This window comes from Sphingomonas sp. JUb134 (assembly GCF_004341505.2).
Lineage (GTDB): Bacteria > Pseudomonadota > Alphaproteobacteria > Sphingomonadales > Sphingomonadaceae > Sphingomonas.
In genome coordinates this window covers 2,920,929-2,947,904 of sequence record NZ_SLYP02000001.1, presented here as the reverse complement: position 1 = coordinate 2,947,904, position 26,976 = coordinate 2,920,929, and the positions used below count along the sequence as shown (strand labels likewise).

Below are 26,976 nucleotides of genomic sequence, written 5' to 3'. Positions count from 1 at the left end.
CCGCGCGGAATAGCACCACCTGCCTGAGGTTTTTGCGCTTGCTCGCGGCCTTGGATGCAACAAAAACTCGCACATGGCCCAAGCGAATGCCCTTCGCCGACGCGTCCTCGACGCGTTCGACCGTGCGATCCTCCGCATCCTCCAGCGGGACAACCGCACTCCGCAGCGTACCATCGGGGAGGCGGTGAACCTCTCGGCAGCGGCGGTGCAGCGGCGGGTGGCCGCGATGGAGAAGGCCGGGATCATCGAGCGCAACGTCGCGATCGTCGATACGCGCGCGGTGCAGATGGGGATCACCGCGATCGTCAAAGTCCAGCTTGCGGACGAGCGCTCCCGTACCGTCGACGCCGCCAAGGCGCTGTTCCGCGATGCGCCGGAGGTGCAGCAATGCTATTATGTGACGGGCGGCATCAGCTTCGTTCTGGTGATCGTCGCGGCCGACATGGTCGCCTATGATGCGATCAGCCGGCGGCTGTTCTCAGAGAACGAGGCGATCGCCAGCTTTCGCAGCCTGATCGCACTGGACCGGGTGAAGTTCGGGACGGAGATCATGATCCCGGACGCCGCCATGGTGCCCGCGCCGGGTCGCTGCTAGCGAGAACGGCCAGAGACGAAAAGGGGAGGGGAGACGATGCGGATCGGCCGGCGCGAACTATTGGCGGCGGGCATGGCGGGAACGGCGGCATCCGCCTTGCCGACGTTTGCCCAGGCGGGGAACGGCGCGCGCGGACCGGTGCTCGCGCCAACGCCGCCGATGGGCTGGAACAGCTGGAACAGCTTCGCCACCACCATCACCGAGGCGCAGGCGCGAGAGACGGCCCGCATCATGGCCGACAAGCTGCTGCCGTTCGGCTATGACGTCTTCACCGTCGACATCCAGTGGTACGAACCCAACGCCGCCAGCTACACCTATAATGCGAAGCCGGTCCCGGCGATGGACGGCAACGGCCGGTTGCTGCCGGCGCCGAACCGCTTCCCCTCCAGCGCAAACGGGCGCGGGTTCGCGCCCCTCGCGGCGGAGGTGCACGCGCTGGGCCTCAAGTTCGGCGTCCACCTGATGCGCGGCATCCCGCGCCTGGCCGTCGAGCGCAACCTTCCGGTGCTGGGCACCCAGATCCGTGCCGCCGACATCGCCGACACCAGCAGCACCTGCTCCTGGAACCCGGACATGTACGGCGTCGACATGACGAGACCGGGCGCACAGGCCTATTACGACAGCGTCTTCCGCCTGTTCGCGTCCTGGGGCGTCGATTTCGTCAAGATGGACGACATGAGCCGTCCCTATGATGCCCATGCGCCAGAGATCGAGGCGGCGCACAAGGCGATCGCCGCGAGCGGTCGACCGATGATCCTGAGCCTGTCGCCCGGTGAAACGCCGGTCACCCGCGGCGAGCATGTGCGTCGCTTTGCGCAGATGTGGCGGATCAGCGACGACTTCTGGGACGAATGGCCGCTGCTGGAGGCGCAGTTCACGCGCCTGGAGAACTGGAACCCGTGGCGGCGACCCGGCGGCTGGCCAGACGCCGACATGCTGCCCCTCGGCCGGCTGGCGCTGGGCGAGCGGGATACCAAGTTCACGCCCGACGAGCAGCGCACGCTGATGACATTGTGGTCGATCGCGCGCTCGCCGCTCATCATGGGCGGGGACCTCAGGCACCTGGACGATCGGACGCTGGCATTGTTGACCAACCGCGAGGTGCTGGCGGTGAACCAGGCGAGCACGGACAATCAACCGCACTTCCTGGCCGACGGCGTGCGGGTGTGGTCCGCGCGCCCCGCGGACGGCGGCGGCCGCTATGTGGCGCTGTTCAACACCGGCAAGGAGGCGCGGGAGATCACCCTCCCGCTCCGCGAACTCGGGTTGAGCGGCAGCCAGCCGATGCGCGACCTGTGGGAAGGCAAGGCGCTGGCGCCCGCAAAGGACCGGCTCATCCGTCCTATCCCTTCGCACGGTGCCGGGCTCTACCGGGTCGGCTGAGTCCGCCCGGTCGAGCCCTGCGCGCGCACCGCCGCGACGCCCTGCAGGATGTTGTCCACCACGAACTCCGGCGCCTCGTGCGGCAGGCCGTGGCCGGCGGTCGCCGCGATATTCTGGTGCGCGTTGGAGGAAAGCGTGAGGAACTGCTTCTGCATGCGCTGGCTCGAATCCTCCAGTCGGATGGCGAGCGGCTCCGAAAGCCCGGGCACCATGCGAAAGCGCTGGCTGTGCGTCGCCACGATCACCGGCTTGTCGCCCAGCGTCTTCAACTGACGCGCCGCTGCCGCACTCGCGCGCCAGTCGAGCCGTTCCTCGTTGCGGTTCGGATCCTCGATCATGGCGGAGAGAAAGGTGCGCACGTCGGTCAGCGGCTTCTCCTCCCCGGGCGTGGCACTGGGCAGCATCGCAAGCCAGGTCGTCATCTGGTCCGGATGGGTCGAAGAGACGAGTACCAGCCCGGCCGTATCGTCCGGAAAGCGGCTCGCGAACACCTGCGCGTGGAGACCGCCGATCGAGTGGCCGACCAGCAGAAACGGGCCCCGAACACCCGCTTCTTGCAGCACAGCGTGCAGATCGTTTGCTGCATTCAGGCTTGTCCGGATCGGCTCCGGCGCTCGGTCGCTGCTGCCCACGCCGGCGCGATCATAGAGGCAGATACGTGTCGCGGGTGCGATCCGCGCCGCGATCCGTTGCCACCCTGCGTCTTCGACAGGTGCGGTACCCATGCCCGCATCCACCACCACCGTGGGCTCGCCGGTACCCTGGCATTGTAGCCGGATCGCGCGCCCCCCAACGTCAAACCGGCCGTCGACTTCCGGGGTTATTGTCGCGGTCCCCGCCAGCGCTAGCGATGCAAGCAGGGCGGCAAGCAGGTCGTGCATCGGTGCGGGCTCCCGGGTGGACGCCGCAATCTACGCCGGCGCGAACGGCGCAAACAACCGGTCTCTACGGCCCGGCCAAAAGAAGAGCCGCCACCCGAAGGTGGCGGCGCCGTGCCTAGTTCGCTCCGCGGCCGGTCTTTTCCTGCAGCGCATCGATGCGCTTGGAAGCCTCGGCCTTGGAAAGGCCTTGGGCGAATTCCTCGCCGGCCTCTTCGCTCAGCGTCTTGAGGTAGGATGCCTGGGCGCCGGTCATGGGCTCGTCGCCGGTGGTCCAGTCGTCCGGGTCCTTTTCGGCGTTGGAAAAGGGCTCGCTTTTGGGGTTCCGATCATTCGCCACGGGGTATCTCCTTCCCCGTACAAACGTCTTTGTTCTCACTCTGTTCCGGACCAGGCTTCCATGGTGAACGTGAGGGCCTCCGCCACAGCGGCATGCCGGATCTTGGCGCGGGACACGTTCAGGCCTGCTGCCAGGTGCCGGTCGGCACGCATGGCGCCTTCCGCGCCGAACTTGGCGAGGCGCATCACGAACGGCAGGGTCGCATTGTTGAGCGCGAATGCGGAGGTGCGGGCGACCGCGCCCGGCATGTTGGCGACGCAGTAATGGATCACATCCTCCTCGACGAACACCGGGTCGTCGTGAGTGGTCGCGCGGGAGGTTTCGAAACACCCGCCCTGGTCGATGGCGATGTCGACCAGCACGCTTCCGCGCTTCATCGTGCGCAGCATCTCCCGAGTGACGAGCTTCGGGGCTGCGGCACCCGGCACCAGCACGGCGCCGATCACCAGATGGGCCTGCGCCACCGCCGCCGCAATCGCGGCGCGAGAAGCATAGGCGGTCTTGATCTGGCTGCCGAAGTGAAGGTCGAGCTCGGCCAGCCGTTCGTTGCTGATGTCGTAGATGGTGACGTCCGCGCGCAGCCCCACCGCCATCTGCGCGGCGTTGATGCCGGCGACGCCGCCGCCCAGGATCGCGACTCGCGCCGGCGCGACCCCGGGGACGCCGCCCAGAAGAACGCCGCGGCCGCCCTGTTCCTTTTCCAGATAGTGGGCGCCGACCTGCACGGACATGCGGCCCGCGACCTCCGACATGGGCTTCAGCAAGGGCAGCGAACCGCTGTTCGACGTCACCGTCTCATAGGCAATGCAGGTCGCACCGGACCGCATCAGCCCTTCTGCCTGGGGCTTGTCTGCGGCGAGGTGCAGGTAGGTGAACAGCGTGTGCCGCGGCTCCAACAGCGCGATCTCGGACGGCTGCGGCTCCTTCACCTTCACGATCATGTCGCTCTCGGCGAAGACGGTGGCGGCATCCGCCACGATCCGGGCACCCGCCTCGACATAGTCCGAGTCGGTAAAGTCGATTCCGGCCCCGGCGGAAGTCTCGACGACGACTTCGTGCCCGGCCGCGACCAGTTCCGCCACCGAGGACGGCGTCAGACCGACGCGATACTCGTGGTTCTTGATTTCCTTGGGAACACCGACGCGCATAAACCTCTCCGATACGGTAGATGATCCGCTATAGAACGGCTCGTCGGGCTTGTCCCGTTGCTAGCGCATGCTGCGCGTGCTAACGGCCGGCGCTTTCACGGCGAAACGAGTAGCGTTCAGGCGATGGTCATGTTTCACGCGATCCAGCAGATGCCGCGCCTGTGAATTCCCCGGTCTCTGCCCCGACGGGGGCTGCCCTGCTGCCATCAGATCGCGTCGAGGATGGGCACGCCCATTCGCGTGAGCAGGCGACGTGGAAGCTCATGCTGGGCGCCGTCGGCATCGTATTCGGCGACATCGGCACCAGCCCGCTCTACGCGTTTCGCGAAACCTTCGACGGGCACCACAAGCTGGCGCTCGACCCGTTGCACATCATGGGCGTCATCAGCCTGATGTTCTGGTCGATGATGATCGTGGTGACGCTGAAATATGTGTCGATCATCATGCGCGCCGACAACAAGGGGGAGGGCGGCAGCCTCGCACTCCTCGCGCTCGTGTCCGGCCGCACCCAAGGCAAGCGCTGGACCAGCGGCATCGTGCTGCTGGGCGTGTTCGCCACCGCGCTTTTCTATGGCGACAGCATGATCACCCCCGCGGTTTCGGTGCTGTCGGCGGTGGAGGGCGTCGCCATCGCCGCGCCGGCCTTCGGCGGCCTGGTGCTGCCGATCGCGGTGCTGATCCTCGTCGGGTTGTTCTCGATCCAGCGGGGCGGCACGTCGCGCGTCGGCGCCTTTTTCGGCCCGATCATGGTCTGCTACTTTACCGTGATCGCGGCGCTGGGCGTCGTCAGCATCGTCCAGACGCCGACGATCCTGCACGCGTTCCTGCCGACCTACGCGGTCAATTTCTTTGTCCATGATCCGCTGGCGGCCTTTCTGGCGCTGGGCTCGGTGGTACTGGCGGTAACCGGCGCGGAGGCGCTGTACGCCGACATGGGCCATTTCGGCCGCAAGCCGATCGCCTTCTCCTGGCTGTGGATCGTGCTGCCCGCGCTCATGGCGAACTACATGGGGCAGGGCGCGTTGCTAATGCGCGAGGGCGCCGCCGCCCTGCAGAGCCCGTTCTACATGCTGGCGCCCGACGACTTCCAGCTGCCGATGGTGTTCCTGGCGACCGCTGCCGCGATCATCGCCAGCCAGGCGGTGATCTCCGGCGCCTTCTCGGTCACGCAGCAGGCGATCCAGCTCGGCTTCATTCCGCGGCTGCGCATCGATCACACCAGCGCCGCCACCGCCGGGCAGATCTACATCCCGCTCATCAACTGGGCGCTGATGGTGATGGTGATCCTGCTGGTGCTCACCTTCCAGACCTCGTCCAACCTGACCGCGGCCTATGGCATCGCGGTGACCGGGGCGATGTTGATCGACACCTGCCTGCTGGCGGTGCTGCTGTTCGCGCTGTGGCGCTGGCCGGTCTACTACGCGCTGCCGCTGCTGGCCGTCTTCTTCCTGGTCGACGGCGCCTATTTCGCGGCCAACCTCACCAAGGTGCCCGACGGCGGCTGGTTCCCGCTGATGATCGGCATCATCGTCTTCGTGCTGCTCACCACCTGGGCGAAGGGGCGCAAGCTGATGATCGAGCGGCTGCGCGAGGCCGCGATGCCGATCAAGGTGTTCATCCAATCGGCCGCGAGCTCCGCAAGCCGGGTGCCGGGGACGGCGGTGTTCATGACCTCCACGCCCGATGGCGTGCCCCATGCGCTGCTCCACAACCTCAAGCACAACAAGGTCCTGCACGAGCGCGTCGTGCTGCTGACGGTGAAGATCACCGACGAGCCCTTCGTCGCCGAGGAGAACCGGGTGAAGGCCGACGACCTGGGGCAGGGCTTCCACCGCCTGATCCTGCGCTACGGCTTCATGCAGGATGCGGACGTGCCCGCCGCGCTTCGGCAGGTGAAGGTCGCGGGCGGCGATTTCCGGATGATGGAGACCAGCTTCTTCCTCGCCCGCCAGACGCTGTTGCCCTCGTCGCGGCCCGGCATGATGATCTGGCGCGAAAAGCTGTTCGCCTGGATGCTGCGCAACGCGGAAAGCGCGATGGAATTCTTCCGCCTGCCCACCAATCGCGTGGTGGAGCTCGGCAGCCAGGTCGAGATTTGATCGAACCCGCGCCTCCAGCCTCCGCTCCGGGCGCGCCGATCATCGTCTCGGCCTTGTTCGGCGCGGCGGATCATGCCGCGCTGGATGCGCTCCGCCGCCGCCACTTCCCGCCGGAGCGCAACCAGCTGGCCGCGCATCTGACGCTGTTCCACCATCTGCCGCCGCATGTGGCGCCCGAGCTGCGGCAGCGCCTCTCTGCGGAGACGCGCGACGTAGGCGCGCCGCGGGCCAGGATCGCGGGGCTGCGCAACCTGGGGCGCGGCGTCGCGCTGCGGATCGAATCGCCGGAGCTGGAGGAGATCCGCGCCCGCCTGGCAGACGCGTTCGCGATGCTGCTGACGCCGCAGGATCGGGCCGGCTGGGCGCCCCACGTCACCATCCAGAACAAGGTCGAGCCGGCAGAAGCGCGCGCGCTGCTGCACGCCTTGCAGGCCGATTTCCGGCCACGTCCGCTCGCGATCGCCGGGCTGGCAAGCTGGTGGTATCGCGGTGGGCCCTGGGAGCCGATTTCCCGTCACAAGTTCGCTTGACCGACGCGAAACGCCTTCGTATAGGCGCGCCCTCGCCACGGCGAGTGCCCATGGGGCGGAGTAGCTCAGTTGGTTAGAGCAGCGGAATCATAATCCGCGTGTCGGGGGTTCAAGTCCCTCCTCCGCTACCATTTTCCCGAATAGAAGCAGTTGCGTGCGGATCGGTGTCGATCCGCTGGAACACTGTACCGCACCATCCGTTTCGCGCTCACCAATTGGGAGACGAACATGCGGAAGCTGCTGATCACGATGAGTGCACTTGCGCTGGGGGCGATGCCCGCAGCCGGCATCGCGCAGACGATGACCCCGGAACAGGTCGGGGCCGCGCCGATGAGCGGGACTCCGTCCGAGAACTACGCCGCCTGGGCGGCCGACAGCGACAAGTATGAGATCCAGTCCAGCCGGATCGCGCTGACGAAGTCCAAGAGCGACGCGACCAAGGCGTTCGCGCGCGAGATGATCACGGATCATACCACCACCACCAAGGCGCTGATGGCGGCGCTCCCGAAGACGGAGCCCAAGGTCAAGCGCCCGCCGAGCGCGCTTTCGGAGCCGAATGCGGCCAAGATCGCGGCCCTGAAGGCGGCGGATGCCGACAGCTTCGACGCGCTCTACATGCAGCAGCAGGCCGAGGCGCATCGCGCGGCCTGGTCGCTGCACAAGGGCTATTCGACCGACGGGCAGGACCCGGCGCTGAAGCAGGTGGCGGACTCGGCCGTGCCGATCATCGAGAAGCACCTGGCGCACCTGCAGAGCGCACCGGGCGGCATGTAAGCCGCGCCAGAAGGTGACATGGAGGAGGGCTCGCCGGACCGGCGGGCCCTCTTTTTTTGACCGGTCTACCCGGCGGAACAATGGGTTGCCGCGTCGCACGGTTGCGGCGCGACGCATCTGGGCCTAGCGGATGCGGCATCATGACCGATCAGCCTTTTGCCGTCGCCCTCGTCTCGGGCGGCCTCGACTCCATGGTTTCCGCCGCGCTCGCACGCGAGGCGGGATATCGTCTCCTTGCCCTGTCGGTGGACTATAACCAACGCCACCAGATCGAGCTGGCCGCCGCCGGCCGCGTCGCTGCGGCGCTCGGTGCCGACCGGCACGTGACCCTGTCGCTGGACCTTTCCGCGTTCGGCGGATCGGCACTGACCGCCGACATCGCCGTTCCGAAGGACGGCGTCGCCCCCGGGATCCCGATCACCTATGTGCCGGCCCGCAACACCATCTTCCTGAGCCTGTCGCTCGGCTGGGCCGAGGCAGCGGGCGCGCGCGACCTGTTCATCGGCGTGAACGCGCTCGACTATTCGGGCTATCCGGACTGCCGTCCGGAGTTCATCGCCGGCTTCGAGCATCTGGCAGCGCTGGCGACCAAGGCCGGGGTGGAGGGCGAGGGGTTCAAGATCCACGCGCCGCTCCAGCACATGACCAAAGCCGACATCGTGCGCGAAGGCACCCGGTTGGGCCTCGACCTGGGCATCAGCTGGTCCTGCTATGACCCGCAGGGCGACCTTCACTGCGGCCTGTGCGACAGCTGCCGGCTGCGCTCGAAGGGTTTCGAGGAGGCAGGCGTGCCGGACCCGACCCGCTACGCCACCGCTGCGGCCTGAACGGGGCGCTGATATCGTGAGCTACGCCGTCAAGGAGATGTTCCTGACGTTGCAGGGCGAGGGCGTGCACGCCGGTCGCCGGGCGGTGTTCGTGCGCTTTGCGGGGTGCAACCTGTGGAGCGGGCGCGAGGTCGACCGTGCGAGCGCAATATGCCGCTTCTGCGATACCGACTTCGTCGGAACCGATGGCGAGGGCGGGGGGAAGTTCGCCGATGCGGCGGCACTGGTCGCGGCGGTCGAGGGCTTCTGGGGACCCGGCGCCGAGCGCCGCTTCGTCGTGCTGACGGGCGGGGAGCCCATGCTCCAGATCGACGATGCGCTGGTGGAGGCGCTGCACGCGGCCGGCTTCACCATCGCGATCGAAAGCAACGGCACGATCCCGGCGCACCCGGGAATCGACTGGGTATGTATCAGCCCCAAGGCGGGCAGCACCGTGGTGCAACGCCGGGGTGACGAGCTGAAGCTGGTGTGGCCACAGGCGGGCCTGGACTTGGAGGAGATCGAGGGCTGGGACTTCGCCAATTTCCTGGCCCAGCCGCTCGACGATCCTCAGGCGGATGCGAACCGGGAAGCGGCGGTCGCGCTTGTGCTCGCCCGGCCGAAATGGCGCCTGTCTCTCCAGACGCACAAGCTGCTCGGGCTGCGGTAATCCGCAGCCCGGATCCGGATCAGCCGAGCAGCGGGTAGGCGCCGCAGCGCTTGTCCTGCCAGGTGCCCTTCTTCCAGCACTTCGGCCGGGTGAGCGGCTCCATGTTGGTGAGGGAGCGCTGGTAGAAGCCGCCGGGGAACTGCTGCTCGCTCGAAGGAACCAGGCTGTTCCGGAGCTTGCGCATGTGCTGTTCCGCAAGTGCCCCGAACTGGCCCTTGGGCGTGAACACCGCCTCCTGGCCGATCTCGCCCGCCGCCTGGCAGAAGTTGAGCTGGGCCGAGACGGTCGAGAAGCTCGAGTAGACACGCGTGCCGAACTGGTCGAGCGCGTTCTGCCCTTCCTTCTTGGTCTTGGCGTTGCGCTCGAAGTACTTCGCCAGGATCTCGTAGCTGCGCTTCAGCTCGTCCGCATGGGTGTCGAGCAGGTCGTTGTAGTTGTTGAGGGTCAGCAGCGTGGGCTCGAACTGGCACTGAAGCGCGGCGACGTTGAGGCCCGCGCGCAGGTTCCAGGCCAACGCCGCGCGCAGTTCGTCACCGGTCGCGCCGGGAAGCGCCTGGACGGTGATGCCGGGCTCGGCACCCGTCACGCGCGCACCCGACAGCTCAGGCGACTTGAAGAAGAACTGCGCGGAGGCGGGGGCGGCGTAGGTTGCCGCCGCAAGGGCCGCGCTGGCGATCAGGGTTCGCACTGACTTCATGGGATCCTCTCACGCGCCGATGCGGCGCCACGAGGAGGGGTTACGGGGTTTTGGCGTGCGTCGCCAAGACCCTTTTTGCGCGTCGCTGACGATATGCAATCCGCAGCCAGCTGCTTGGGATTCAACGGAATCTTCATGCGACCGCTTGCTGCGCTGCGGCAGCTGAGCAGGGCGGCTCCCAGGCGACCCCGATCGACCAAAAAACAAAGGCCGCCCGGTCGCCCGGACGGCCTTTGCTGAACAGACGCCGAAGCGTCTGATTACATCGCGTTGGTGGTCGCGGTGGTGTCGTTGCCCAGCGCGGTGTCGTTCGCGAGCATCGTGTCGTTCGCGAGCATCGCGTCGTTGCCCATGGCGCCGTCAACGGCGGTCATGTTGTCGGTCATCGTGCCGTCGAGCGAGGTGTCGGTCGAGTTCAGATCGGTCACGATGGTGTTGTCCGTGGTGGTCTCGGCCGAGTCGCCGCAAGCTGCGACCATCAGCGCCGCACCGGCGACCATCGAGCTGGTAACGATCTTGGAAATGATTGCGCGCATGTAGAGCTCCCTAAACAAGTGGTTTGGCGGCTTATCTGCCGTTTAATACCCAACCGGGGATGGACATTAGTCGGTTCGCGGGCAGCCCTCAAGCGGGTTTTCGCGCGATGCGGTGAGTGACGCCAGCAACGTCGGAAATTCCAGCAAAAGTGCCGCGTCGAAGCTTTCCTGGCGGGCATCCCGCCCGAGCTGTTCGAGACTGGTTACTGGGAATTCGGGAAGGCCGCACGGCACGATCCCGCCGAAGTGGGTGAGGTCCGGAGACAGGTTGACCGAAAAGCCGTGGAAGGTGACCCAGCGCCGCACGCGAACACCGATGGCGCCGATCTTCGCCTCCTGCCCCCCGTCGCGGGTCCAGATGCCGATCCGCTCGGGCACCGAGAACGCCTCGACCTCCAGCCGGGCGAGGGCGCGGATGACCCATTGCTCCACCGCATGGACGAAGCAGCGGACGTCGCGCCCGCGCTGGGCGAGGTTCAGCATCACATAGCCGACCCGCTGGCCGGGGCCGTGGTAGGTGTAGCGGCCGCCACGGCCTGCCGGATAGACCGGGAAGCGCGGGTCGAGCAGCTCGGCCGGATCGGCGCTGGTTCCTGCGGTGTAGAGCGGCGGATGCTCGACCAGCCACACCAGTTCGCCGGCCACGCCATCGGCGATCGCGGCTGCCCGCGCCTCCATGGTGGCCAGCGCCCGCGGATAGTCGGTGAGACCCGGCTCGATGCGCCATTCCGGCAGTATGGGTTGGGGCGAGGGGGGAGTATCGGGGGTAAGCATTGGCAAGCCCCGGTAGCACAGGTACAGCCACGCGTCATGCAACCAGTGGGGAATGGGGCGCCGATGCGGGCCATGGTCGAGATGGAGCAGGTGTGGGATCGCACCGCTGCATTCCTCCGCGCGCGTCGCGCCACCCTGGTCGCGTTGGCGCTGCCGGCACTGTTCGTGCCTAGCGTGATCGGCGGACTGGCCGAAGCTGCCGCTGCCCAGGACGTCGGCGCATCGGGCGGGATCTGGATGCCGGTGCGGCTCGTGGCCGGGCTGCTGATGCTATGGGCCGAACTCGCGATCCTTGCCCTGGCCGCGGGGCTCGACAGCCCGCGCGCGGCGCTTCGGCAGGCCGGGTTGCGCCTGCCGGTGGTGATCGGCTTCGCCCTGCTTTTGACCGCGCTGCTGCTGCTGCTGGCCATGCCGGCGGTGGCGATCCTCGCGGCCTACGGCTTTGACTTCGTGGCCGCGGCGGCGGGCGAAAGCGTGACACCGAGTGTCGCGGCCGCGGCATGGATCGCGCTCTACGCGCTGGTGCTGATCCCGCTGCTGCTGTGGGTCGCCGCACGGCTGAGCCTCTTGCCTCCGGTTATCCTGGAGGAGCGGCGCGGGCTGGGCGCGATCGCGTGCACCGTTGCGCTCACGCACGGCCTCGCCGCCAAGATCATCGGCATGTTCCTGCTCTATGGGATCGTCTCGACGGTGCTCACGGCTGCGACCCAGTACGCGGGCGGCACCATTCTTGCGCTGATCTTCGGCAGCGACGATGGCCTTGGCGTGGCGTCCGTGCTGACGCTGCTGCTCACCACCCTGGTGGAAACGGCGCTCGCCGCGATGCTGTGGGTGTTCACCGGCAAGCTCTACCTTGCGGCACGCGAACGACAGGACGGAACGGCGGCACATCGATGAAGCTGAATATGGCCGCCGTGGTCGGCGGCGCGTGGACCCTTTGGCGGCGGGAACGTGCGCTGCTGTTGCCGCTGGCGGGTGTGTTTCTGGTGGTGCCGACGATGGCCGCGACCATCTGGATGGTCGTGCCGGAGGTTCCGGACCCGGCAGCGCCGGCGGACGCCGCCACGTTGCTCCAGTCCATGCAGGCCTATCTCTACGCCAACTTGCACTGGCTGCTGCTGCAGACCGTCCTGGGCCTGTTCGGCACCGGCACGATCCTGGCGCTGTTCCTTGATGCGAGCCGGCCGACGGTTGCAGGTGCGATGGGCGTGGCGCTGCGGCGGTTCCCGGCGCTTCTGCTGGCCCAGATCGCGTGCCAGTTCGCCGTGGTGCTCGGCCTGATGGCGTTTCTGCTGCCCGGGCTCTACGCCGTGGGCCGGATCTTCCTGATCCCCGCGGCGATCGTCGCCGAGCCGCGGCGCAATGCGCTCGATGCCATGGCGCGCGGGCTCCAGCTTACCGCCGGCAACGGCTTCGCCCTGCTCGGGCTTCAGGCGGTCTTCTACTTCGCCGCGCAGATGGTGGTGGCGCTTGGCAGCGCGTTCACGTCCGCAGGGCAGGGGAACGACGTCGCGGTAGCCCTGGGTGCGCTCGTCGCCGGCATCGCGAACGGCGGGATGACGCTCGCCTATGCCCTGTTGCGCGTCTCCGCCTATGCTCAGGCAAGCGGCAGCCGCGGATAGTGCGGCGCCGCGTCGGGCGACAGGATGCCCGATGCGCGCGGATCGGCGAAGGTCTCGACGGTCCGCTTGAACGGCACGAACCCGCTCTTGCGATAGAAGCCCAGCGCGCGCGGGTGGTCGAGCGTGCAGGTGTGGACCCACAGCCGCTCGACGTCCTTGCGCCAGGCGAGGGTCAGCGCCTGCGCCATCAGCCATCGGCCCAAGCCGCGGCCCACTAGCTCCGGGACCAGCACGAAGTAGGAGAGCTCGCACTCGCCTGCGCGGCGGTGGTCGAGTTCCAGCATCCCGACCTCGATCCCGCGCGGATCGACCACGGCGTACACCGAGATGCCCGGATCGTGGAGGATCGCGCGCAGGCGATCGTCGTCCATCACCAGCCGCGAGAACCACAGCCACGGCTCCCCGACCCGGCGGAACAGTGCCCGGTATGTGGCAAGGTCCGGTTCGCGCCAGTGGACGAGCCGGAGCGGCGCGTCCGGCAGCGGGCGTAGCGGCGGCCGCGCCCGCATCTCGAGCGAGGTGACGATCGTGGCGACCTCGTCGGGACGGACGGGGATCAGCCCCACGGGATCAGCTCCAGCTCGCCATTGGCGGCAGGCTCATCAGGATCGCGTCGATGTTGCCGCCGGTCTTCAGGCCGAACAGGGTGCCGCGGTCATAGACCAGGTTGAATTCGGCGTAGCGGCCCCGCCATTCGAGCTGCCGGACGCGATCGGCCTCGGTGAAATCCTGGTTCATCCGGCGGCGCACCAGCGCGGGGTAGATCGCGAGGAACGCCTCGCCGACATCGCGGGTGAAGGCGAAGTTCGCATCGAAGTCGCCCTCCAGATGGTCGTAGAAGATGCCGCCGACGCCGCGGTGCACGTTGCGGTGGGGGATGAAGAAATAGTCGTCCGCCCACTTTTTGAACCGCGGATAGTGGTCGGGATCGTGCCGGTCGCACGCCGCGGCCAGCGCCTGGTGGAAGTCGGCGGTGTCGTCGTCATAGGGAAGGGGCGGGTTGAGGTCGGCTCCCCCGCCGAACCAGCGCTTCGTGGTCACCAGGAAGCGCGTGTTCATGTGCACGGCGGGCACGTGCGGGTTCGCCATGTGCGCGACGAGGCTGATGCCGGTTGCGAAAAAGGCCGGGTTCTCCGCCGCGCCGTGGATGGACTGGGCGAAGCCGCCCTCCAGCGTGCCGGCGACCGTGGACACGTTGACGCCCACCTTCTCGAACACGCGGCCCTTCATCAGCCCGCGCACGCCACCGCCGCCATGGCCGCCTGCCGAATCGACGCGATCCCACGGGCTGTAGTCGAAGCGTGCGTCCGACCCGGCTTCGCGCTCGATCGCTTCGAATTCGGCGCAGATCCGGTCGCGCAGGTGCTCGAACCAGGTACGCGCGGCAAGCTGTTGAGAATCGAGAGGTTCCATCGCGACGGCTTAGCTTCGCCCCCCGCGCGAAGTCGAGAGCCTCAGCCGAATGCCGGCCAGCCGCCGGTCTGGCGCAGCGCCTCGCCCGCCACCATGGCGCCCGCGACGGCGACGTTCAGCGAGCGCATCTCGGGTCGCATCGGAATGGCGACCGCGAGATCGGCGGCCGCATGCACCGCCTCCGGCACGCCGGAGCCCTCGGAACCCAGCAGCAGCGTGTCGCTTGGGTCGAATCGCGCACTCGGCAGCGGCACCGCACCGCGGGTGGTCAGCAGCACGAGGCGGCCGGGCAGCTGCGCGCGGAATGCTTCCCAGTCGACGTGGCGCACCACCGACGCCTGCGCCGCATAGTCCATGCCGGCGCGTGCCAGCGCACGGTCGCTCCACGGGAAGCCCATCGGCTCGATCAGGTCGATGCCCACGCCGAGGCAGGCACCCAGCCGGAGGATGGTGCCGACGTTTCCGGCGATGTCGGGCTGAAACATTGCGATCCGCACCGCACGGCTTTGCCCTGCCTCAAACTCTTGCGCAACGATGCGGTGTAGAGGCGGCGCGCAGGCAGTAGCGCGGGGGCGGTTGGCAAAGTGACGCCCCCACGTCTATCACGTTGCGGAGGCGCCGGAGATCAAGGCTACTTGACGCAGCCGAATAGATGGCAAGGCTGCCTGTAATTCTCTGAGGCGCGTTCGCGCCGAATGGTTTGGGTGCAGGGGCAAATAGCGCATGGCGACAATAGACGAGGTTCCCCCCGGCGGAGCGACCGGCTCGCATGAAGATGTGATCGAGAATCCCCGCCGACGCGATTATCTATCCATTGGCGCGGTGGCATTCGCAGGGGTGGGCGTGGGGGTGATCGCCCTTCCGCTCATCAACCAGATGAGCCCCTCTGCGGACGTGCTGGCGCTTTCGACCACGGAACTCGACCTTTCGGCGATCGAGCCTGGCCAGGCGATCAAGGCGTCGTTCCGCAAGCAGCCGCTGTTCGTGCGCAACCTCACCCCGCAGGAGATCGAGGCCGCCAACAAGGTGCCGCTGTCGGACCTGCGCGATCCCCAGTCGCTCGCCGAACGGACGAAGGAGGGCAAGGCCAACTGGCTCGTGACGCTGGGCGTTTGCACCCACCTGGGCTGCGTTCCGCTGGGCGCGGGCGAGGGCGAGAACAAGGGGCCGTTCGGGGGCTATTTCTGTCCGTGTCACGGCTCTGCCTATGACACGGCCGGGCGCATCCGGCAGGGGCCGGCGCCGACGAACCTGTCGGTTCCCGACTATTCGTTCACGTCCGACACCACGATCCTGGTCGGCTGAGGAGAGACACGCGATGAGCTTTCCCTGGGCCCAGCATTATGCGCCGAAGCACCCGCTGATGCAGTGGGTGGACAGCCGCCTGCCGCTGCCGCGCTTCGTCTACAACGCGATCGGCGGCGGCTATCCGGTGCCGCGCAACCTCAATTACTTCTGGAACTTCGGCATCCTCGCGGGTGCCGCGCTGATGATCCAGATCGTCACCGGCGTCGTGCTGGCGATGCATTATGCCGCCAACGGCGCGGTCGCGTTCGATTCGGTCGAATCGATCATGCGCGACGTGAACGCCGGCTGGTTCCTGCGCTATGCGCACGCGAACGGCGCCTCGATGTTCCTGGCGGTGGTCTACATCCACATCTTCCGCGGGCTCTATTACGGCTCGTACAAGGCGCCGCGCGAGATGGTGTGGCTGCTGGGCGTCGTCATCTTCCTGCTGATGATGGCAACCGCCTTCATGGGCTATGTGCTCCCCTGGGGGCAGATGAGCTTCTGGGGCGCGCAGGTCATCACCGGCTTCTTCTCGGCGATCCCGGGCGTGGGCGAGACCATCCGCATCTGGCTGCTGGGCGGCTATGCGCCGGACAATGCCGCGCTCAACCGCTTCTTCTCGCTCCATTATCTGCTGCCGTTCGTGATCCTGGGGGTCATCATCCTCCACATTTGGGCGCTGCACATTCCGGGATCGGGCAACCCGACCGGCGTGGAGGTGAAGGCCGAGCAGGATACCGTCCCCTTCCACCCCTATTACACCGCCAAGGACGGCTTCGGCCTGGGCGTGTTCCTGATCATCTTCGCAGCGCTGCTGTTCTTCGCCCCCAATTATCTGGGCCATGCGGACAACTACATTCCGGCCAACCCGCTCTCGACGCCTGCGCACATCGTGCCGGAATGGTATTTCTGGCCCTTCTACGCGATCCTGCGCGCGTTCACCGTGGACTTCATCATCCCGGCGAAGCTGTGGGGCGTGCTGGCGATGTTCGGCTCGATCCTGCTGCTGTTCTTCCTGCCGTGGCTCGATCGCTCGCCGGTCCGTTCGGCGAACTTCCGCCCGGTGTATCGCACGCTGTTCTGGATGCTGGTGCTCGACGTGCTGGTGCTGGGCTTCTGCGGCGGTGCGCCGGCGGAACCGGCCTACATCATCGCGAGCCAGATCGCGGCGGCCTATTACTTCCTCCACTTCCTGGTACTGGTGCCGATCGTCTCCGCCCTGGAGCGTCCGCGCCCGCTGCCGAACTCGATCACCGAGGCGGTGCTGGAAGGAAAGAGCGGCTCTCGCATGCGCGAAACTGCAGTGACCGGCGCGCCGGCCGCGGCCGAATAAGGGGCATCGACTTTCATGATCTCTTCCCTTTTCCGGTTGGCGTTGCGCAACCTGAACATCCTGATCGGCCTGGCATTCGCGGGCGTGCTGATGCTCGCGCTGATCACGACCGTCTACGGCCTGGTCACCGAGCCTGCCGCACCGACCGCGGAGCATGAGTTCCACCGGGAGCACAAGCCGCTCAAGCTGGCGTCGGACGGGCCGTTCGGCCGCTTCGACCGCCAGCAGCTCCAGCGCGGCTTCCAAGTCTACAAGGAAGTCTGCGCCGCCTGTCACTCGCTCCGCCTGGTCGCGTTCCGCAACCTGGAGGACCTCGGCTACAACGAGGCCGAGGTGAAGGCGATCGCCACCCAGTGGGCGATCCAGCAGCCGAGCATCAACCCGGAAACCGGCGAGACGGCGACCCGGGCCAACATCCCGTCGGACCGCTTCCCGCTGGCCTTTGCTAACGACGTCGCCGCGCGGGCTGCGAACAACAACGCGATCCCGCCCGATCTTTCGCTGATCACCAAGGCGCGCGAGGGCGGGGCGGCGTACATCTATTCGCTGCTGACAGGCTATCAGAACCAGCCTGCGGAACTGGTGCACGAGTTCCCGGGTGCGAAGACGCCGGAAGGGTTGCACTACAACCCCTACTTCCCGAACCTCAACATCGCGATGCCGCCGCCGATCACCAGCAACGACCAGGTGACCTACCAGGACGGCACGCGCGCGACGATCGATCAGATGGCAAAGGACGTTTCGGCGTTCCTGGTCTGGACCGCGGAGCCGAACCTGGAGACGCGGCACCAGGCGGGATTGGCAACGATCCTCTTCCTGCTGATCTTCACGCTGCTGACCTTCGGGGCCTATCGCAACATCTGGCGGGGCGTGAAGCATTGATGACGACTGAGAGCGCCGCCGAAGCGATCCGGCGGCGCATCCGGACGATCCCGGACTTCCCGAAGCCGGGCATCCAGTTCCGCGACATCACGACCCTGCTGCTCGACGCCGAGGGATTGCGCCTTGCCGTCGAGCAGATGGTCACCTCGGTCGAAGGGCCGATCGACCTGGTGGCGGGCATCGAGGCGCGCGGCTTCGTCTTCGCGCCGGCCGTCGCACTTGCACTCGGCGCGGGCGTGCTGCTGGTGCGCAAGGACGGCAAGCTGCCCGGCGCTACCATCGCCGAGGACTATGCCCTCGAATATGGCACCGACCGCATCACCATCCATGCCGATGCCTGCGCGCCCGGTGCGCGGGTGCTGCTGGTGGACGACCTGATCGCCACGGGTGGCACCGCACGCGCGGCGGTGCGGCTGCTGCGCAAGGCGGGCGCTACGGTTACCCAGGCAGCCTTCGTGATCGACTTGCCGGACTTGGGCGGTGCCGACGCGCTGCGGAGGGATGGCATCACCGTCCGCAGCCTGGTGGCGTACGACGGGGACTAGGCGTCCTCGATCGCGCTGGCGGCGGCGACCTTCTGCCGCCCCAGCCGGTGCTCCCGCCAGACGATGAACAGGCCGCTCGCGACGATGACGGGCGCGCCCAGCCAGGTTGCGGATCCGGGGAGCAGGCCGAACAACATCCAGCCGTAGAGCGTCGCCCAGACCAGGCCCGAATAATCCATCGGTACCACGACGGCGACCGGCGCATGGCGCAGCGCCGCGGTGAGGGCGATCTGGCCCATGCCGCCGACCAGCCCGATCGACACCAGGATAGCCCAGGTCGCGGCGTCATGCGGCTTCAGGTTGAAGGCGTAGAGCAGCGCAAGCGGCGGAAGGGACAGCAGCGAGAACCAGAACACCGTGGTCCCGCTGTTCTCCGTCCGCCCGAGTTGGCGCAGCAGGATGGCGACGATCGCCACGAACAGCGCGGCGAGGAGTCCGATGACGGCGCCGAATGGCGTGACGTGATGGCCTGCGCCGGGCTGCGCAACGATCAGCACGCCCGCAAAGCCCACCAGCACGGCACTCCACCGCTGCCAGCCGGTGGGCTCGCGCAGGATCAGCGCGCCAAGGATCGTCGCAAAGATCGGCACCGTGAACTGAAAGGTGGTCGCCTCCGCCAGCGGTAGCAGCAACACCGAGCCGAAGGTGAACACCATGCCCAGGAGCCCGACGGCGGAGCGGCCCAGATGGGCGCCGAAGCGCCGGGTGCGAAGCGTGGCGAGACCCGGTCCCATTGCAACGAAGGCGACAACCACCGGCAACGCGCAAAACTGGCGCCAGAACATGGTTTCGAACAGCGTCGCGCCCCGCGTCTCGGCGAGCTTCACCAGCGCCGACATGGTCGAGAGGAAGAAGATCGCGAGCAGCCGCAGGCCCACGCCCTTGAGGATGGTATCGCCCGGCATGCCGCGGCTGTAGGTGGCGGAGGGACGGGGCACAACCGCGGCGGGTGAGCGGCCCGACGGTCCGCCTCTTGTGAGGCTGCGTTTAGTGTGCTGCTCCAGGAACTGGCGAGCGGGGTCGGCGGGGTCGCGGGGGCGCGAGTCCCAAGCGCTGAGGTGACCGGGCGACCGGGCGTCCTCGGCTTGTGCATTCAAGCTGAAGCTTCAGACTCGGAATGAGCGACAAGGAAATCTCGAGCTTCGCTTTCCAGGACATTGCTTCCCCCCCAAATCTTCAAGGTTACGCATCCATCTCGGAGGAGTGATTTGCACGGCTCATCCGGTACGGAGATAGTGCAGGGTGGAGGCGCGCGTTGCACCTCAAAGAGTGTCCATACTGGAACGAGCACGCTCAAGATCCCAGCAGCATGTGAAAAGTCCCGCCGATGTGGAGGTAGACCAAATCGTTGATCGTGGCGCGCCGGTGCACAAAGCGCGAACGATTGAATCACGATAGCTGTTGGGGCGCAGAGTGCAGTTCAGGTTGCTGGTGTCCGGTGCGCTCGCCTGCTTCCCGCGGCCGGAATTCAGCGATGCTCTTGTCAGCTATGACATGATCACGCCGATTGCAGCGCTCGGGCTCATCGAGAGGATTCACTGGAAGCCGGCAATCCGCTGGCGTATCCGGACGATCCATCTGCTCGCGCCCGTTCGGACGGTCGACCTGGTGGGCCCTAGGGGCGTCATGCGGGCGCTGGAGGCGCCGTGTTGGGCGCTGGACTTCGGCTTCGACCTGACCCTGCGCGCCGGACCGCGGGACAGCATCGATGCGCATGAGTCGATGTTTCTTCGCAAAGCGCGTCGTCTGGATCCCGAAAGCGGCTATCTGGGTCTGCTCGAGCTTCCGGCGACCCTGAAGCTCGCTTCCGTCGATACCCCGCTCGACAGCGCCTTCGATGGCCCGGCGCAACTGGATCTGGGTTGGCTGCCGTTCGAGCGGGTCCCGAAGGATCCCCGCCGCTTTCGCTACTTCCGGGCGCGGGCGGTCGACGGGGTAGTGACGCTCCCGCGGCAGGGCGAGGGGGTGTTCAGCTGAGACTGGGATTAGGCCGCCGCCTGTGCCCGCCACTCCCGGTACCACTCGACGAACCTCGCCACGCCGGTTTCGATCGGCGTGTCGGGCGTGTAGCCGGTGAGCGCGTGCAACAGCGTCGGATCCGCATAGGTGCGCGGCACGTCGCCGGCCTGCATGTCCATCATGTTGAGCTTGGCACTGCGGCCGGTCGCATGCTCGACGGTCCGGATGAAGTCCATCAGCGGGGTAGGCTGGCCGCCGCCGATGTTGACCACCCGGAACGGCGCCTGGTGCGATAGCGCGTCGATCGTTGCCTCGCCGATGACGCGGTTTTCTTCTGCGGGAGGGATGTCCGCGAGCCGCACCACCGCCTCGATCAGATCGTCGACATAGGTAAAGTCCCGCGCCATCTGGCCGTGGCCGTATACGTCGATCGGCCGATCGTTCAGGATCGCGTCCGTGAACTTGAACAGCGCCATGTCGGGCCGGCCCCACGGGCCATAGACCGTGAAGAAGCGGAACATGGTGCTCGGAACCCCGAATAGATGGGCATAGCTGTGCGCCATCGCCTCCATGCCCTTCTTCGTCGCGGCATAGAGGCTCAACGGTTCGTCCGCGCGGTGGGATTCGCTGAACGGCACCGTCGGGTTCGCGCCATAGATCGACGAGGTCGATGCCATCAGCAGATGCTGGGGCTGGAGCGCGCGCGCGAGTTCCAGCACGTTCCAGGAGCCGGTCAGATTGCTCTCGACATAGGTGCCGGGCGCCTCGATCGAATAGCGCACGCCGGCTTGCGCCGCGAGGTGGATGATCACCTCCGGCTCCGCAACCTCGGCGGCCTGATAGAGCGCCGAGCGGTCTTCCAGCATCCCTTCCACCATGCGGAACCGGTCCGACCGGGCGAGCACGGCGTTGCGGGCCTGCTTCAGGCGCACGTCATAATACCGCGTCATTCCGTCGAAGCCGGTGACGTCGTGCCCGTCCGCCAGCAGACGGCGCGCCAGATGGAACCCGATGAACCCGGCGGTGCCGGTGATCAGGTACCGCATCAGTCGACGGTCGCTTCCGCGGGGGCCGCCTCGCTGGCGGTCGCAGGCTTCGCATGTCCCGGGCGGCCCACACCGCAGTAGGTGAAGCCGGCCGACTCGACCGCTTCGGGGCGGTAGATGTTGCGCAGATCGACCAGCACCGGCTGCGCCATGATGCGGCCCAGCCGCTTGAGGTCGAGCGCGCGGAAAGCGTCCCATTCGGTGACGATCACGACTGCGCAGGCACCCTCCGCGGCGGCATAGGCAGAATCGGTGTAGACGATGTCCGGCATCAGCGTGCGGGCGGCCTCCATGCCCTCCGGATCATAGGCGCGCACGGTGGCGCCGGCGTCCTCGAGCACCTGGACGATCGCAAGCGCGGGCGAATCGCGCATGTCGTCGGTGTTGGGCTTGAAGGTGAGGCCGAGCAGCGCGATCGACTTGCCGCGAACGTCCCCGCCCAGGGCGGCGATGACCTTGCGCGCCATCGCGCGCTTGCGCGTGTCGTTGACGGCAACGGTGGTCTCGATGAGCCGAACCGGTGCTTCGTAATCCTGCGCCGTCTTCACCAGCGCCAGCGTGTCCTTGGGGAAGCAGGACCCGCCATAGCCCGGGCCTGCGTGCAGGAATTTGGATCCGATCCGGTTGTCGAGGCCGATGCCGCGCGACACGTCCTTCACGTCCGCGCCGACCTTTTCACAGAGGTCGGCGATTTCGTTGATGAAGGTGATCTTCATCGCGAGGAAGGCGTTGGCGGCGTACTTGATCAGCTCGCTGGTGCGCCGGCCGGTGAACAGGACCGGCGACCGGTTGAGGAACAGGGGGCGGTAGACCTCTTCCATCGGCGCGCGCGCACGCTCGTCCTCGATGCCGACGACGATGCGGTCCGGCCGCTTGAAGTCCTCGATCGCCGCGCCCTCGCGTAGGAACTCGGGGTTGGAGGCGACCGCGAACTCGGCGTCCGGGTTCACCTCGGCGATGATGCGCTCGACCTCGTCGCCGGTGCCGACGGGTACGGTCGACTTGGTGACGACGACGGTGAAGCCCTTGAGCGCCGCGCCGATCTCCCGCGCGGCGGCATAGACATAGGAGAGGTCGGCGTGGCCATCGCCGCGACGGGAAGGGGTGCCGACGCCGATGAACACCACGTCGGCCTCCGCCACTGGCGCCGCCAGTTCGGTGGTGAAGGAGAGGCGACCGGCCGCGACATTGCGCGCGACGAGCTGGTCGAGGCCCGGCTCGTAAATAGGAATGCCGCCAGCGCGCAGCTTGGCGATCTTCCCCTCGTCCTTGTCGACGCAGACCACGTCATGACCGAAATCGGCGAAGCAGGCCCCGGATACCAGGCCGACATATCCCGATCCGATCATGACAATGCGCATTGCGTGCTCTTCCTTACTGCCGGGTAGCCGCCGAACTGGCGGAGCCGAGGCGTATCACGGTTCCCGGCACATATGGGCGAACGCCGCGGCTGGGAAGCGTGGATTGGTTCGGATGAGGAGCAACCAGGAAGGCGCATCGTTCTGGCCGGCGGCCGATCGGTCCTTCCCGAATCAAAAAGGCCGCTCGGTCAACCGAGCGGCCTTTGCGATGTATCGGTCTCAGTCGACCGATGGTGCTTAGAACGGCTGAATGTCGTCGCCGTAGCTCTTCCGGAAAAAAGCGAAAATTTCGAACAGCATTGATGGTCTCCTCGGCTGCGTCTGAGGCCTAGTTAACAACAATTTAACCCTAATGCAACCTTAACCACTCCGCTGTTCGGCATTAACCGGAATTTCAGTCTCGTGTGGGATGCAGTGGAGCTATGTTGCCGCCCTCGCTCACGCCGAACTGGGATTTGGAAAGCGGGAGTTCGCCCGTCCTGGGAGGCTCTACGGTGGCAAGCGCCCTAAGAGAGCAGGCCGAAGGAACGCTCGCCTTGGTTCCTCCGCCGATAGCGAACGATGGTCACACGCTCCGCATTCTCATGTTGGGCGAAGTGGCAAATTTCAGTGGGTTGCGCCGCCATCTTGGCCTCGCGAGAGCCGAAACCCTCGTAAACGAAGTAACAGCGCGTTCGCGCATCGCTCTTGCCGAAGCGCGCGTGCGACCATTGTCGGATCGGCTCATAGCGATTGAGTTTGAGGCCCGCGGGGTGGAGGAAGCGGAGGCGGCGAGTGCGAGGCTACAACGGAGCTTCTCCGACCCCTTCAACATCGATGGGGAGCACCATCTCATTCGTCTCCGGATCGGAGGGGGCGCAGGGCGGGATTGCGACGGGGAGGAGGTTCGACTGGTGGAGGCGGCGGAGAAGGCGCTTGCCGAAGCTCGCGAGCAGGGCCGCGATGTCATACGGGATGATGCGGAGAACGAGAACGGTATCGATCCGCTTGAGCTGGTCCAAGAACTTCCACGTGCGATTGAGGCGGGTGAGATATTCCTTCAGTACCAGCCAAAGGTGCATGTGCGCCGTCAGCAGGTGGCCAGCGCGGAGGCGCTGGTACGATGGCGCCACCCGACTCGCGGGTTGGTCCTCCCAGGCGAATTCATTCAGGCGGCCGAACAGAGCCGTGCTATTGGTAAGCTGACTCTGTGGACACTCGAACGCGTTCTCAAGGACCAGCGCGCGTTAGCGGAGGAGGGGCACGCCCTCCCGATTTTCGTCAACATGTCGGGCGTGCTGCTTGCGGATGCCTGTTTCGTTGAGCAAGCTTGTCGGGTCCTTGGTGATGAGGGCGCGCGAGTTGGATTCGAGATCACTGAAACGGCGGTGATCCGGGACCCCGAAAGTGCAATCCGCCATCTGCAACGCTTTGCAGACATAGGTGTGGCCATCGCCATCGATGACTATGGCGCTGGTTTGTCCTCGCTTGCATACCTGAAGCAGTTGCCTGCCAAGGAGCTGAAGATCGATAAGCTGTTCGTCACCCAGTTGACCAGCAGCAACCGGGACCCCCTAATCGTCCGCTCAACAATCGACTTGGCACATGCGTTGGACATGGAGGTGACGGCGGAAGGGGTCGAAACCCCTGCAGCCATGGCGCTTCTAAGCGTCATGGGCTGTGACATGATCCAAGGTTACCTTGTCAGTCGCCCAGTGGAGATCGACGCTTTCCGCCTGTTCCTTGACGAAGAGTCTCACCTCAAGGTGCTGGACAGTCAGCGATTCTCGTTCCTGAGGTCGGATCGTCTCTGGAAGAGCGCCTGAGGTGGCACACGCTGGCGTGCGGCCGCAGTCTACCCGGTCAGGGGGGCGGGCCCGGTCGATGCTGGTGTGCTTGTTGGCCGCCGCATGGCTCGAAGCGGTGTCGACTACGGCTTCGGCTCGGCAGTTCGAAGTGCTGAACGCCGCGGCTGCAGCTCGTATGGTGTCTGATCCCCGACAAGCAATGGAGATCGCTCGTCAAGCGGAGCAACGGGCGCGGGCGATGCCTGGCGACCACCAAAGAGAGCTAGCCCGAGCACATTGGTTGCAGGCGGACGCCGCAATCCGGACCGGCCAGGTTGAGAGAGGGCGCGTGCTGGTCGAGATCGCAATGCGCGAGGCGGATGGTCTTCCCGATCCGAAGTTCCGGGGTGACCTGATGCTGACACGGGGCGGTGCTTATGCTGCCGACGGTCAGGTCTCAGCGGCGCTCGCTGACTTCCAAAAGGCGCATCGCAGTTTCGTAGAGGCGCGGGATCAGCGGGGGCAGGCTGTTGCGCTTGTCCGGCTGGCGTCTCTCTATCGCGAGGGCGGCGATTTTGCGGGCGCCCTCCGCTATTACCGGCAGGCGGAGGAGGCATTCCAAGGCGACCCCGGACTGCTTCTTTCGATTTACAACGGCCGAGGCAACGTCCTCACGGAGATGAACCGCTTCTCGGAAGCCTCCGCAGCGTTCGTAAAGGCGCTTCAGTATGCTCCTCTTGCGGAGGTAACTGTGCGCGTGCGGATCCTGGCGAACTTGGCGCGCGCGCAGCTTAACGCCCGCCGAGTTGATGCTGCTGCCGATACGGTGGCCGACGGGATGCGGCTGACCGAGAGCGCCGGAGCCAAGGAAGTGCTGCCGCAAATCTACAGCGTTTCCGCGCGTGTCGCGCTGGAGCGCGGCAATCTGGTCCGCGCCCGGACCCTCATCGAGCGAAGCTTCGACGGAGTCCCGCCGACGGAAACCACCCTGGCGATGCGCGACAACCACCTTGTGGCGGCCCGGATCTACCAGCGCAGCGGGGAGCCCGAGAAAGCCGTCGAGCATCTGCTTGCGCTGCGCCGGCTGGACGAGCAGGCGCTGGAGATCGCCACCTCCGCCAAGGCAGCGCTAATGGGCGCGCGGTTCGACTTCCAGAACCAGGAATTGCGCATCGCGCGGCTGAAAGCCGAGGAACTGCGTCGGAACGTCGAATTCGAACGCTCGCGCACGCGTTTCCAGCAGATCCTGTTCGGCGGCATCGCTGCCGCTGTTGCGCTCCTGATTGGGCTGCTGACCTTCGGCCTCGTCACAATCCGCCGCAGCCGCAACGAGGTGCGCGCCGCCAACGTCGGCTTGGGCATCGCCAACGCCTCGCTGGAAAAGGCGCTCGCCGCAAAGACGGAGTTCCTGGCAACCACCAGTCACGAGATTCGCACGCCGCTCAACGGCATCCTCGGCATGACCCAGGTCATGCTCGCCGATCCGGCGCTGGAACCAGCCACGCGCGAGCGGGTGGACATCGTGCACGGAGCCGGCATGCGGATGCGCGGCATGGTCGACGACATCCTCGATGTGGCCAAGATGGAGAACGGCAACTTCACGATCGACACGACCACCGTCGATCTGCCCGCCACCCTGAAGGAGGCCACGCAGCTTTGGGAGGAGCAGGCGCAGGGGAGGGGGATCGCTTTCTCCCTGGAGTGCGCCGATGTGCCGCAATGGATCGAAAGCGATCCGACGCGGCTCCGCCAGATCGTCTTCAACCTGCTTTCCAACGCGCTGAAGTTCACCCATGCCGGCAGCATCGCGGTCCGGGCGACCGTGGTGGAAGACGATGGTGCCCGACACCTGCAGATCGCCGTCCGCGATACCGGGATCGGCATCCCCGCGGACAAGCACGCGCAGATCTTCGAATCCTTCCGGCAGGTGGATGCCGGCACGACTCGCCAGTACGGCGGCACCGGCCTGGGGCTCACCATCTGCCGCAACCTTGCGGTCGCGCTCGGCGGGACGATCCGGGTGGAAAGCGTGGAGGGCGTGGGCTCGACCTTCACCGTCGTCCTGCCTCTGGTGGAGGCGCCGGCACCGGCGATGGCCGATGGCAGTGCCGGGGCGGCGGCCGGCATGCTGGTGATCGATCGCAACCCGATCGTACGCGGCATGATGCGCACGCTGTTCGCGCCGCACGTCCGTGAACTGCGCTTCGCGGCTAGCGTCGAAGAGGCGATCGACGAACTCGCAAAGGGCGGCACCGCGCGAGTGCTGATCGACGAGGCCGCGTTGGAAGCCGACACGGACGATCTAAAGGCTCGAGTGGAGCCGATCGCAAGCGCCGCCCGGGCTGCCGGCGCGACGACCGCGATCCTCTGGCCCAACCTGGACGAGCGCACGCGCGCGGCGTTGGAGGCAGCGGGGATGGACCAGGTAATCGGCAAGCCGATCTCGGGTGCGCGGCTCGTGCAGCTGCTCTTCGCGACGAAACGCAGGAATCCGGGCGATTCGCCCCTTGTTTCACGCGCGGCATAGCG

The 26,976-nt window shown here is 66.6% G+C and carries 29 protein-coding genes and 1 tRNA gene; 18 read left to right on the top strand and 12 right to left on the bottom strand.

Going from position 1 to position 26,976, the window contains the following annotated elements; genetic code table 11:
- The first annotated feature begins 73 nt into the window (after nt 1-73).
- Both EDF69_RS13800 and EDF69_RS13795 read left to right on the top strand, forming a co-directional pair.
- Entirely contained in the window at nt 74-595 is a 522-nt protein-coding gene (locus EDF69_RS13800) for an Lrp/AsnC family transcriptional regulator (protein WP_132882156.1), read from the top strand.
- A 36-nt stretch (nt 596-631) separates the two neighbouring features.
- Entirely contained in the window at nt 632-1,978 is a 1,347-nt protein-coding gene (locus EDF69_RS13795) for a glycoside hydrolase family 27 protein (RefSeq protein WP_132882157.1), read from the top strand.
- Here EDF69_RS13795 and EDF69_RS13790 read toward each other — a convergent pair.
- The 3 genes from EDF69_RS13790 to ald form a co-directional block, all read right to left on the bottom strand.
- On the bottom strand, nt 1,963-2,859 hold the full coding sequence (locus EDF69_RS13790; protein ID WP_132882158.1) for an alpha/beta fold hydrolase: 897 nt from the start codon (nt 2,857-2,859) through the stop codon (nt 1,963-1,965). The genes EDF69_RS13795 and EDF69_RS13790 overlap by 16 nt on opposite strands.
- Before the next feature lie 115 nt (nt 2,860-2,974).
- Complete coding sequence (locus EDF69_RS13785) at nt 2,975-3,196, bottom strand: DUF3072 domain-containing protein (RefSeq protein ID WP_132882159.1); 222 nt, start codon at nt 3,194-3,196, stop codon at nt 2,975-2,977.
- Between the two features lie 35 nt (nt 3,197-3,231).
- Nucleotides 3,232-4,344: an alanine dehydrogenase gene (gene ald, locus EDF69_RS13780; protein WP_125961066.1), complete on the bottom strand. Its 1,113-nt coding sequence runs from the start codon at nt 4,342-4,344 to the stop codon at nt 3,232-3,234.
- Nucleotides 4,345-4,607: 263 nt separating this feature from the next.
- On the opposite strand from ald, the gene EDF69_RS13775 reads away from it, so the two are divergent.
- The 6 genes from EDF69_RS13775 (at nt 4,608) to queE (ending at nt 9,223) form a co-directional block, all read left to right on the top strand.
- Nucleotides 4,608-6,443, top strand: a complete 1,836-nt coding sequence (locus EDF69_RS13775; protein WP_132882160.1) for a potassium transporter Kup — start codon at nt 4,608-4,610, stop codon at nt 6,441-6,443.
- Nucleotides 6,443-6,973: a 2'-5' RNA ligase family protein gene (locus tag EDF69_RS13770; protein ID WP_132882296.1), complete on the top strand. Its 531-nt coding sequence runs from the start codon at nt 6,443-6,445 to the stop codon at nt 6,971-6,973. The genes EDF69_RS13775 and EDF69_RS13770 overlap by 1 nt, the downstream gene beginning before the upstream one ends.
- Nucleotides 6,974-7,027: 54 nt before the next feature.
- Nucleotides 7,028-7,104: transfer RNA gene (locus EDF69_RS13765), tRNA-Met, on the top strand.
- Between the two features lie 97 nt (nt 7,105-7,201).
- Nucleotides 7,202-7,747 carry a DUF4142 domain-containing protein gene (locus EDF69_RS13760; protein WP_132882161.1) on the top strand — a complete coding sequence of 182 codons (546 nt, stop codon included), beginning with the start codon at nt 7,202-7,204 and terminating at the stop codon, nt 7,745-7,747.
- Between the two features lie 140 nt (nt 7,748-7,887).
- A complete protein-coding gene (gene queC, locus EDF69_RS13755) occupies nt 7,888-8,574 on the top strand; it encodes a 7-cyano-7-deazaguanine synthase QueC (protein WP_125961063.1) in 687 nt (228 codons plus the stop codon).
- A 16-nt stretch (nt 8,575-8,590) separates the two neighbouring features.
- Nucleotides 8,591-9,223, top strand: coding sequence for a 7-carboxy-7-deazaguanine synthase (gene queE, locus EDF69_RS13750; RefSeq protein ID WP_132882162.1), 633 nt, complete (start codon nt 8,591-8,593; stop codon nt 9,221-9,223).
- Nucleotides 9,224-9,242: 19 nt separating this feature from the next.
- On the opposite strand, the gene EDF69_RS13745 is transcribed toward queE, so the two are convergent.
- The 3 genes from EDF69_RS13745 to lipB form a co-directional block, all read right to left on the bottom strand.
- Entirely contained in the window at nt 9,243-9,920 is a 678-nt protein-coding gene (locus tag EDF69_RS13745) for a hypothetical protein (RefSeq protein ID WP_132882163.1), read from the bottom strand.
- 260 nt (nt 9,921-10,180) lie between these two features.
- Nucleotides 10,181-10,456 (bottom strand): hypothetical protein, encoded by a 276-nt coding sequence (locus EDF69_RS13740; RefSeq protein WP_132882164.1) that lies wholly within the window; start codon nt 10,454-10,456, stop codon nt 10,181-10,183.
- 66 nt (nt 10,457-10,522) lie between these two features.
- Complete coding sequence (gene lipB / locus EDF69_RS13735) at nt 10,523-11,230, bottom strand: lipoyl(octanoyl) transferase LipB (protein WP_132882297.1); 708 nt, start codon at nt 11,228-11,230, stop codon at nt 10,523-10,525.
- 63 nt (nt 11,231-11,293) lie between these two features.
- On the opposite strand from lipB, the gene EDF69_RS13730 reads away from it, so the two are divergent.
- Together EDF69_RS13730 and EDF69_RS13725 are read left to right on the top strand one after the other, a co-directional pair.
- Complete coding sequence (locus EDF69_RS13730) at nt 11,294-12,127, top strand: hypothetical protein (protein ID WP_132882165.1); 834 nt, start codon at nt 11,294-11,296, stop codon at nt 12,125-12,127.
- Nucleotides 12,124-12,852: a hypothetical protein gene (locus EDF69_RS13725; protein WP_132882166.1), complete on the top strand. Its 729-nt coding sequence runs from the start codon at nt 12,124-12,126 to the stop codon at nt 12,850-12,852. Before EDF69_RS13730 ends, EDF69_RS13725 begins: the two co-directional genes overlap by 4 nt.
- Here EDF69_RS13725 and EDF69_RS13720 read toward each other — a convergent pair.
- The 3 genes from EDF69_RS13720 to EDF69_RS13710 are packed head-to-tail and all read right to left on the bottom strand — an operon-like array spanning nt 12,828 to nt 14,762.
- On the bottom strand, nt 12,828-13,418 hold the full coding sequence (locus EDF69_RS13720) for a GNAT family N-acetyltransferase (RefSeq protein WP_132882167.1): 591 nt from the start codon (nt 13,416-13,418) through the stop codon (nt 12,828-12,830). The genes EDF69_RS13725 and EDF69_RS13720 overlap by 25 nt on opposite strands.
- A gap of 4 nt (nt 13,419-13,422) precedes the next feature.
- A complete protein-coding gene (gene hemF / locus EDF69_RS13715) occupies nt 13,423-14,265 on the bottom strand; it encodes an oxygen-dependent coproporphyrinogen oxidase (protein WP_132882168.1) in 843 nt (280 codons plus the stop codon).
- Nucleotides 14,266-14,306: 41 nt separating this feature from the next.
- The gene (locus tag EDF69_RS13710) at nt 14,307-14,762 is read right to left on the bottom strand and encodes a TrmH family RNA methyltransferase (protein WP_204991386.1); all 456 of its coding nucleotides are present in this window, start codon (nt 14,760-14,762) and stop codon (nt 14,307-14,309) included.
- Between the two features lie 226 nt (nt 14,763-14,988).
- Between EDF69_RS13710 and petA the strand changes: the two genes are divergently transcribed.
- Genes petA through EDF69_RS13690 form a run of 4 tightly spaced genes read left to right on the top strand, consistent with a single transcriptional unit; the run spans nt 14,989 to nt 18,315 of the window.
- Complete coding sequence (gene petA, locus EDF69_RS13705; RefSeq protein WP_132882170.1) at nt 14,989-15,570, top strand: ubiquinol-cytochrome c reductase iron-sulfur subunit; 582 nt, start codon at nt 14,989-14,991, stop codon at nt 15,568-15,570.
- 13 nt (nt 15,571-15,583) lie between these two features.
- Nucleotides 15,584-16,888, top strand: a complete 1,305-nt coding sequence (locus tag EDF69_RS13700) for a cytochrome b (RefSeq protein ID WP_132882171.1) — start codon at nt 15,584-15,586, stop codon at nt 16,886-16,888.
- 15 nt (nt 16,889-16,903) lie between these two features.
- Nucleotides 16,904-17,770 carry a cytochrome c1 gene (locus tag EDF69_RS13695; protein WP_125961051.1) on the top strand — a complete coding sequence of 289 codons (867 nt, stop codon included), beginning with the start codon at nt 16,904-16,906 and terminating at the stop codon, nt 17,768-17,770.
- A complete protein-coding gene (locus tag EDF69_RS13690; protein WP_132882172.1) occupies nt 17,770-18,315 on the top strand; it encodes an adenine phosphoribosyltransferase in 546 nt (181 codons plus the stop codon). The genes EDF69_RS13695 and EDF69_RS13690 overlap by 1 nt, the downstream gene beginning before the upstream one ends.
- On the opposite strand, the gene EDF69_RS13685 is transcribed toward EDF69_RS13690, so the two are convergent.
- On the bottom strand, nt 18,312-19,220 hold the full coding sequence (locus EDF69_RS13685) for a DMT family transporter (RefSeq protein ID WP_132882173.1): 909 nt from the start codon (nt 19,218-19,220) through the stop codon (nt 18,312-18,314). The genes EDF69_RS13690 and EDF69_RS13685 overlap by 4 nt on opposite strands.
- 508 nt (nt 19,221-19,728) lie before the next feature.
- Between EDF69_RS13685 and cas5 the strand changes: the two genes are divergently transcribed.
- Nucleotides 19,729-20,292, top strand: a complete 564-nt coding sequence (gene cas5, locus EDF69_RS13680; RefSeq protein WP_165889954.1) for a CRISPR-associated protein Cas5 — start codon at nt 19,729-19,731, stop codon at nt 20,290-20,292.
- Nucleotides 20,293-20,300: 8 nt separating this feature from the next.
- Here cas5 and EDF69_RS13675 read toward each other — a convergent pair whose 3' ends face one another.
- Both EDF69_RS13675 and EDF69_RS13670 read right to left on the bottom strand, forming a co-directional pair.
- Complete coding sequence (locus tag EDF69_RS13675) at nt 20,301-21,320, bottom strand: NAD-dependent epimerase (protein WP_132882175.1); 1,020 nt, start codon at nt 21,318-21,320, stop codon at nt 20,301-20,303.
- Nucleotides 21,320-22,681, bottom strand: a complete 1,362-nt coding sequence (locus tag EDF69_RS13670) for a UDP-glucose dehydrogenase family protein (RefSeq protein WP_132882176.1) — start codon at nt 22,679-22,681, stop codon at nt 21,320-21,322. The genes EDF69_RS13675 and EDF69_RS13670 overlap by 1 nt, the downstream gene beginning before the upstream one ends.
- Before the next feature lie 72 nt (nt 22,682-22,753).
- On the opposite strand from EDF69_RS13670, the gene EDF69_RS13665 reads away from it, so the two are divergent.
- The 3 genes from EDF69_RS13665 to EDF69_RS13655 all read left to right on the top strand — a co-directional run bounded on the left by EDF69_RS13665 (nt 22,754) and on the right by EDF69_RS13655 (nt 26,974).
- Nucleotides 22,754-22,984, top strand: coding sequence for a hypothetical protein (locus tag EDF69_RS13665; RefSeq protein WP_132882177.1), 231 nt, complete (start codon nt 22,754-22,756; stop codon nt 22,982-22,984).
- A gap of 191 nt (nt 22,985-23,175) precedes the next feature.
- Entirely contained in the window at nt 23,176-24,486 is a 1,311-nt protein-coding gene (locus EDF69_RS13660) for an EAL domain-containing protein (protein WP_339538508.1), read from the top strand.
- A gap of 58 nt (nt 24,487-24,544) precedes the next feature.
- Nucleotides 24,545-26,974: an ATP-binding protein gene (locus tag EDF69_RS13655; protein ID WP_132882178.1), complete on the top strand. Its 2,430-nt coding sequence runs from the start codon at nt 24,545-24,547 to the stop codon at nt 26,972-26,974.
- Nucleotides 26,975-26,976: the final 2 nt, after the last annotated feature.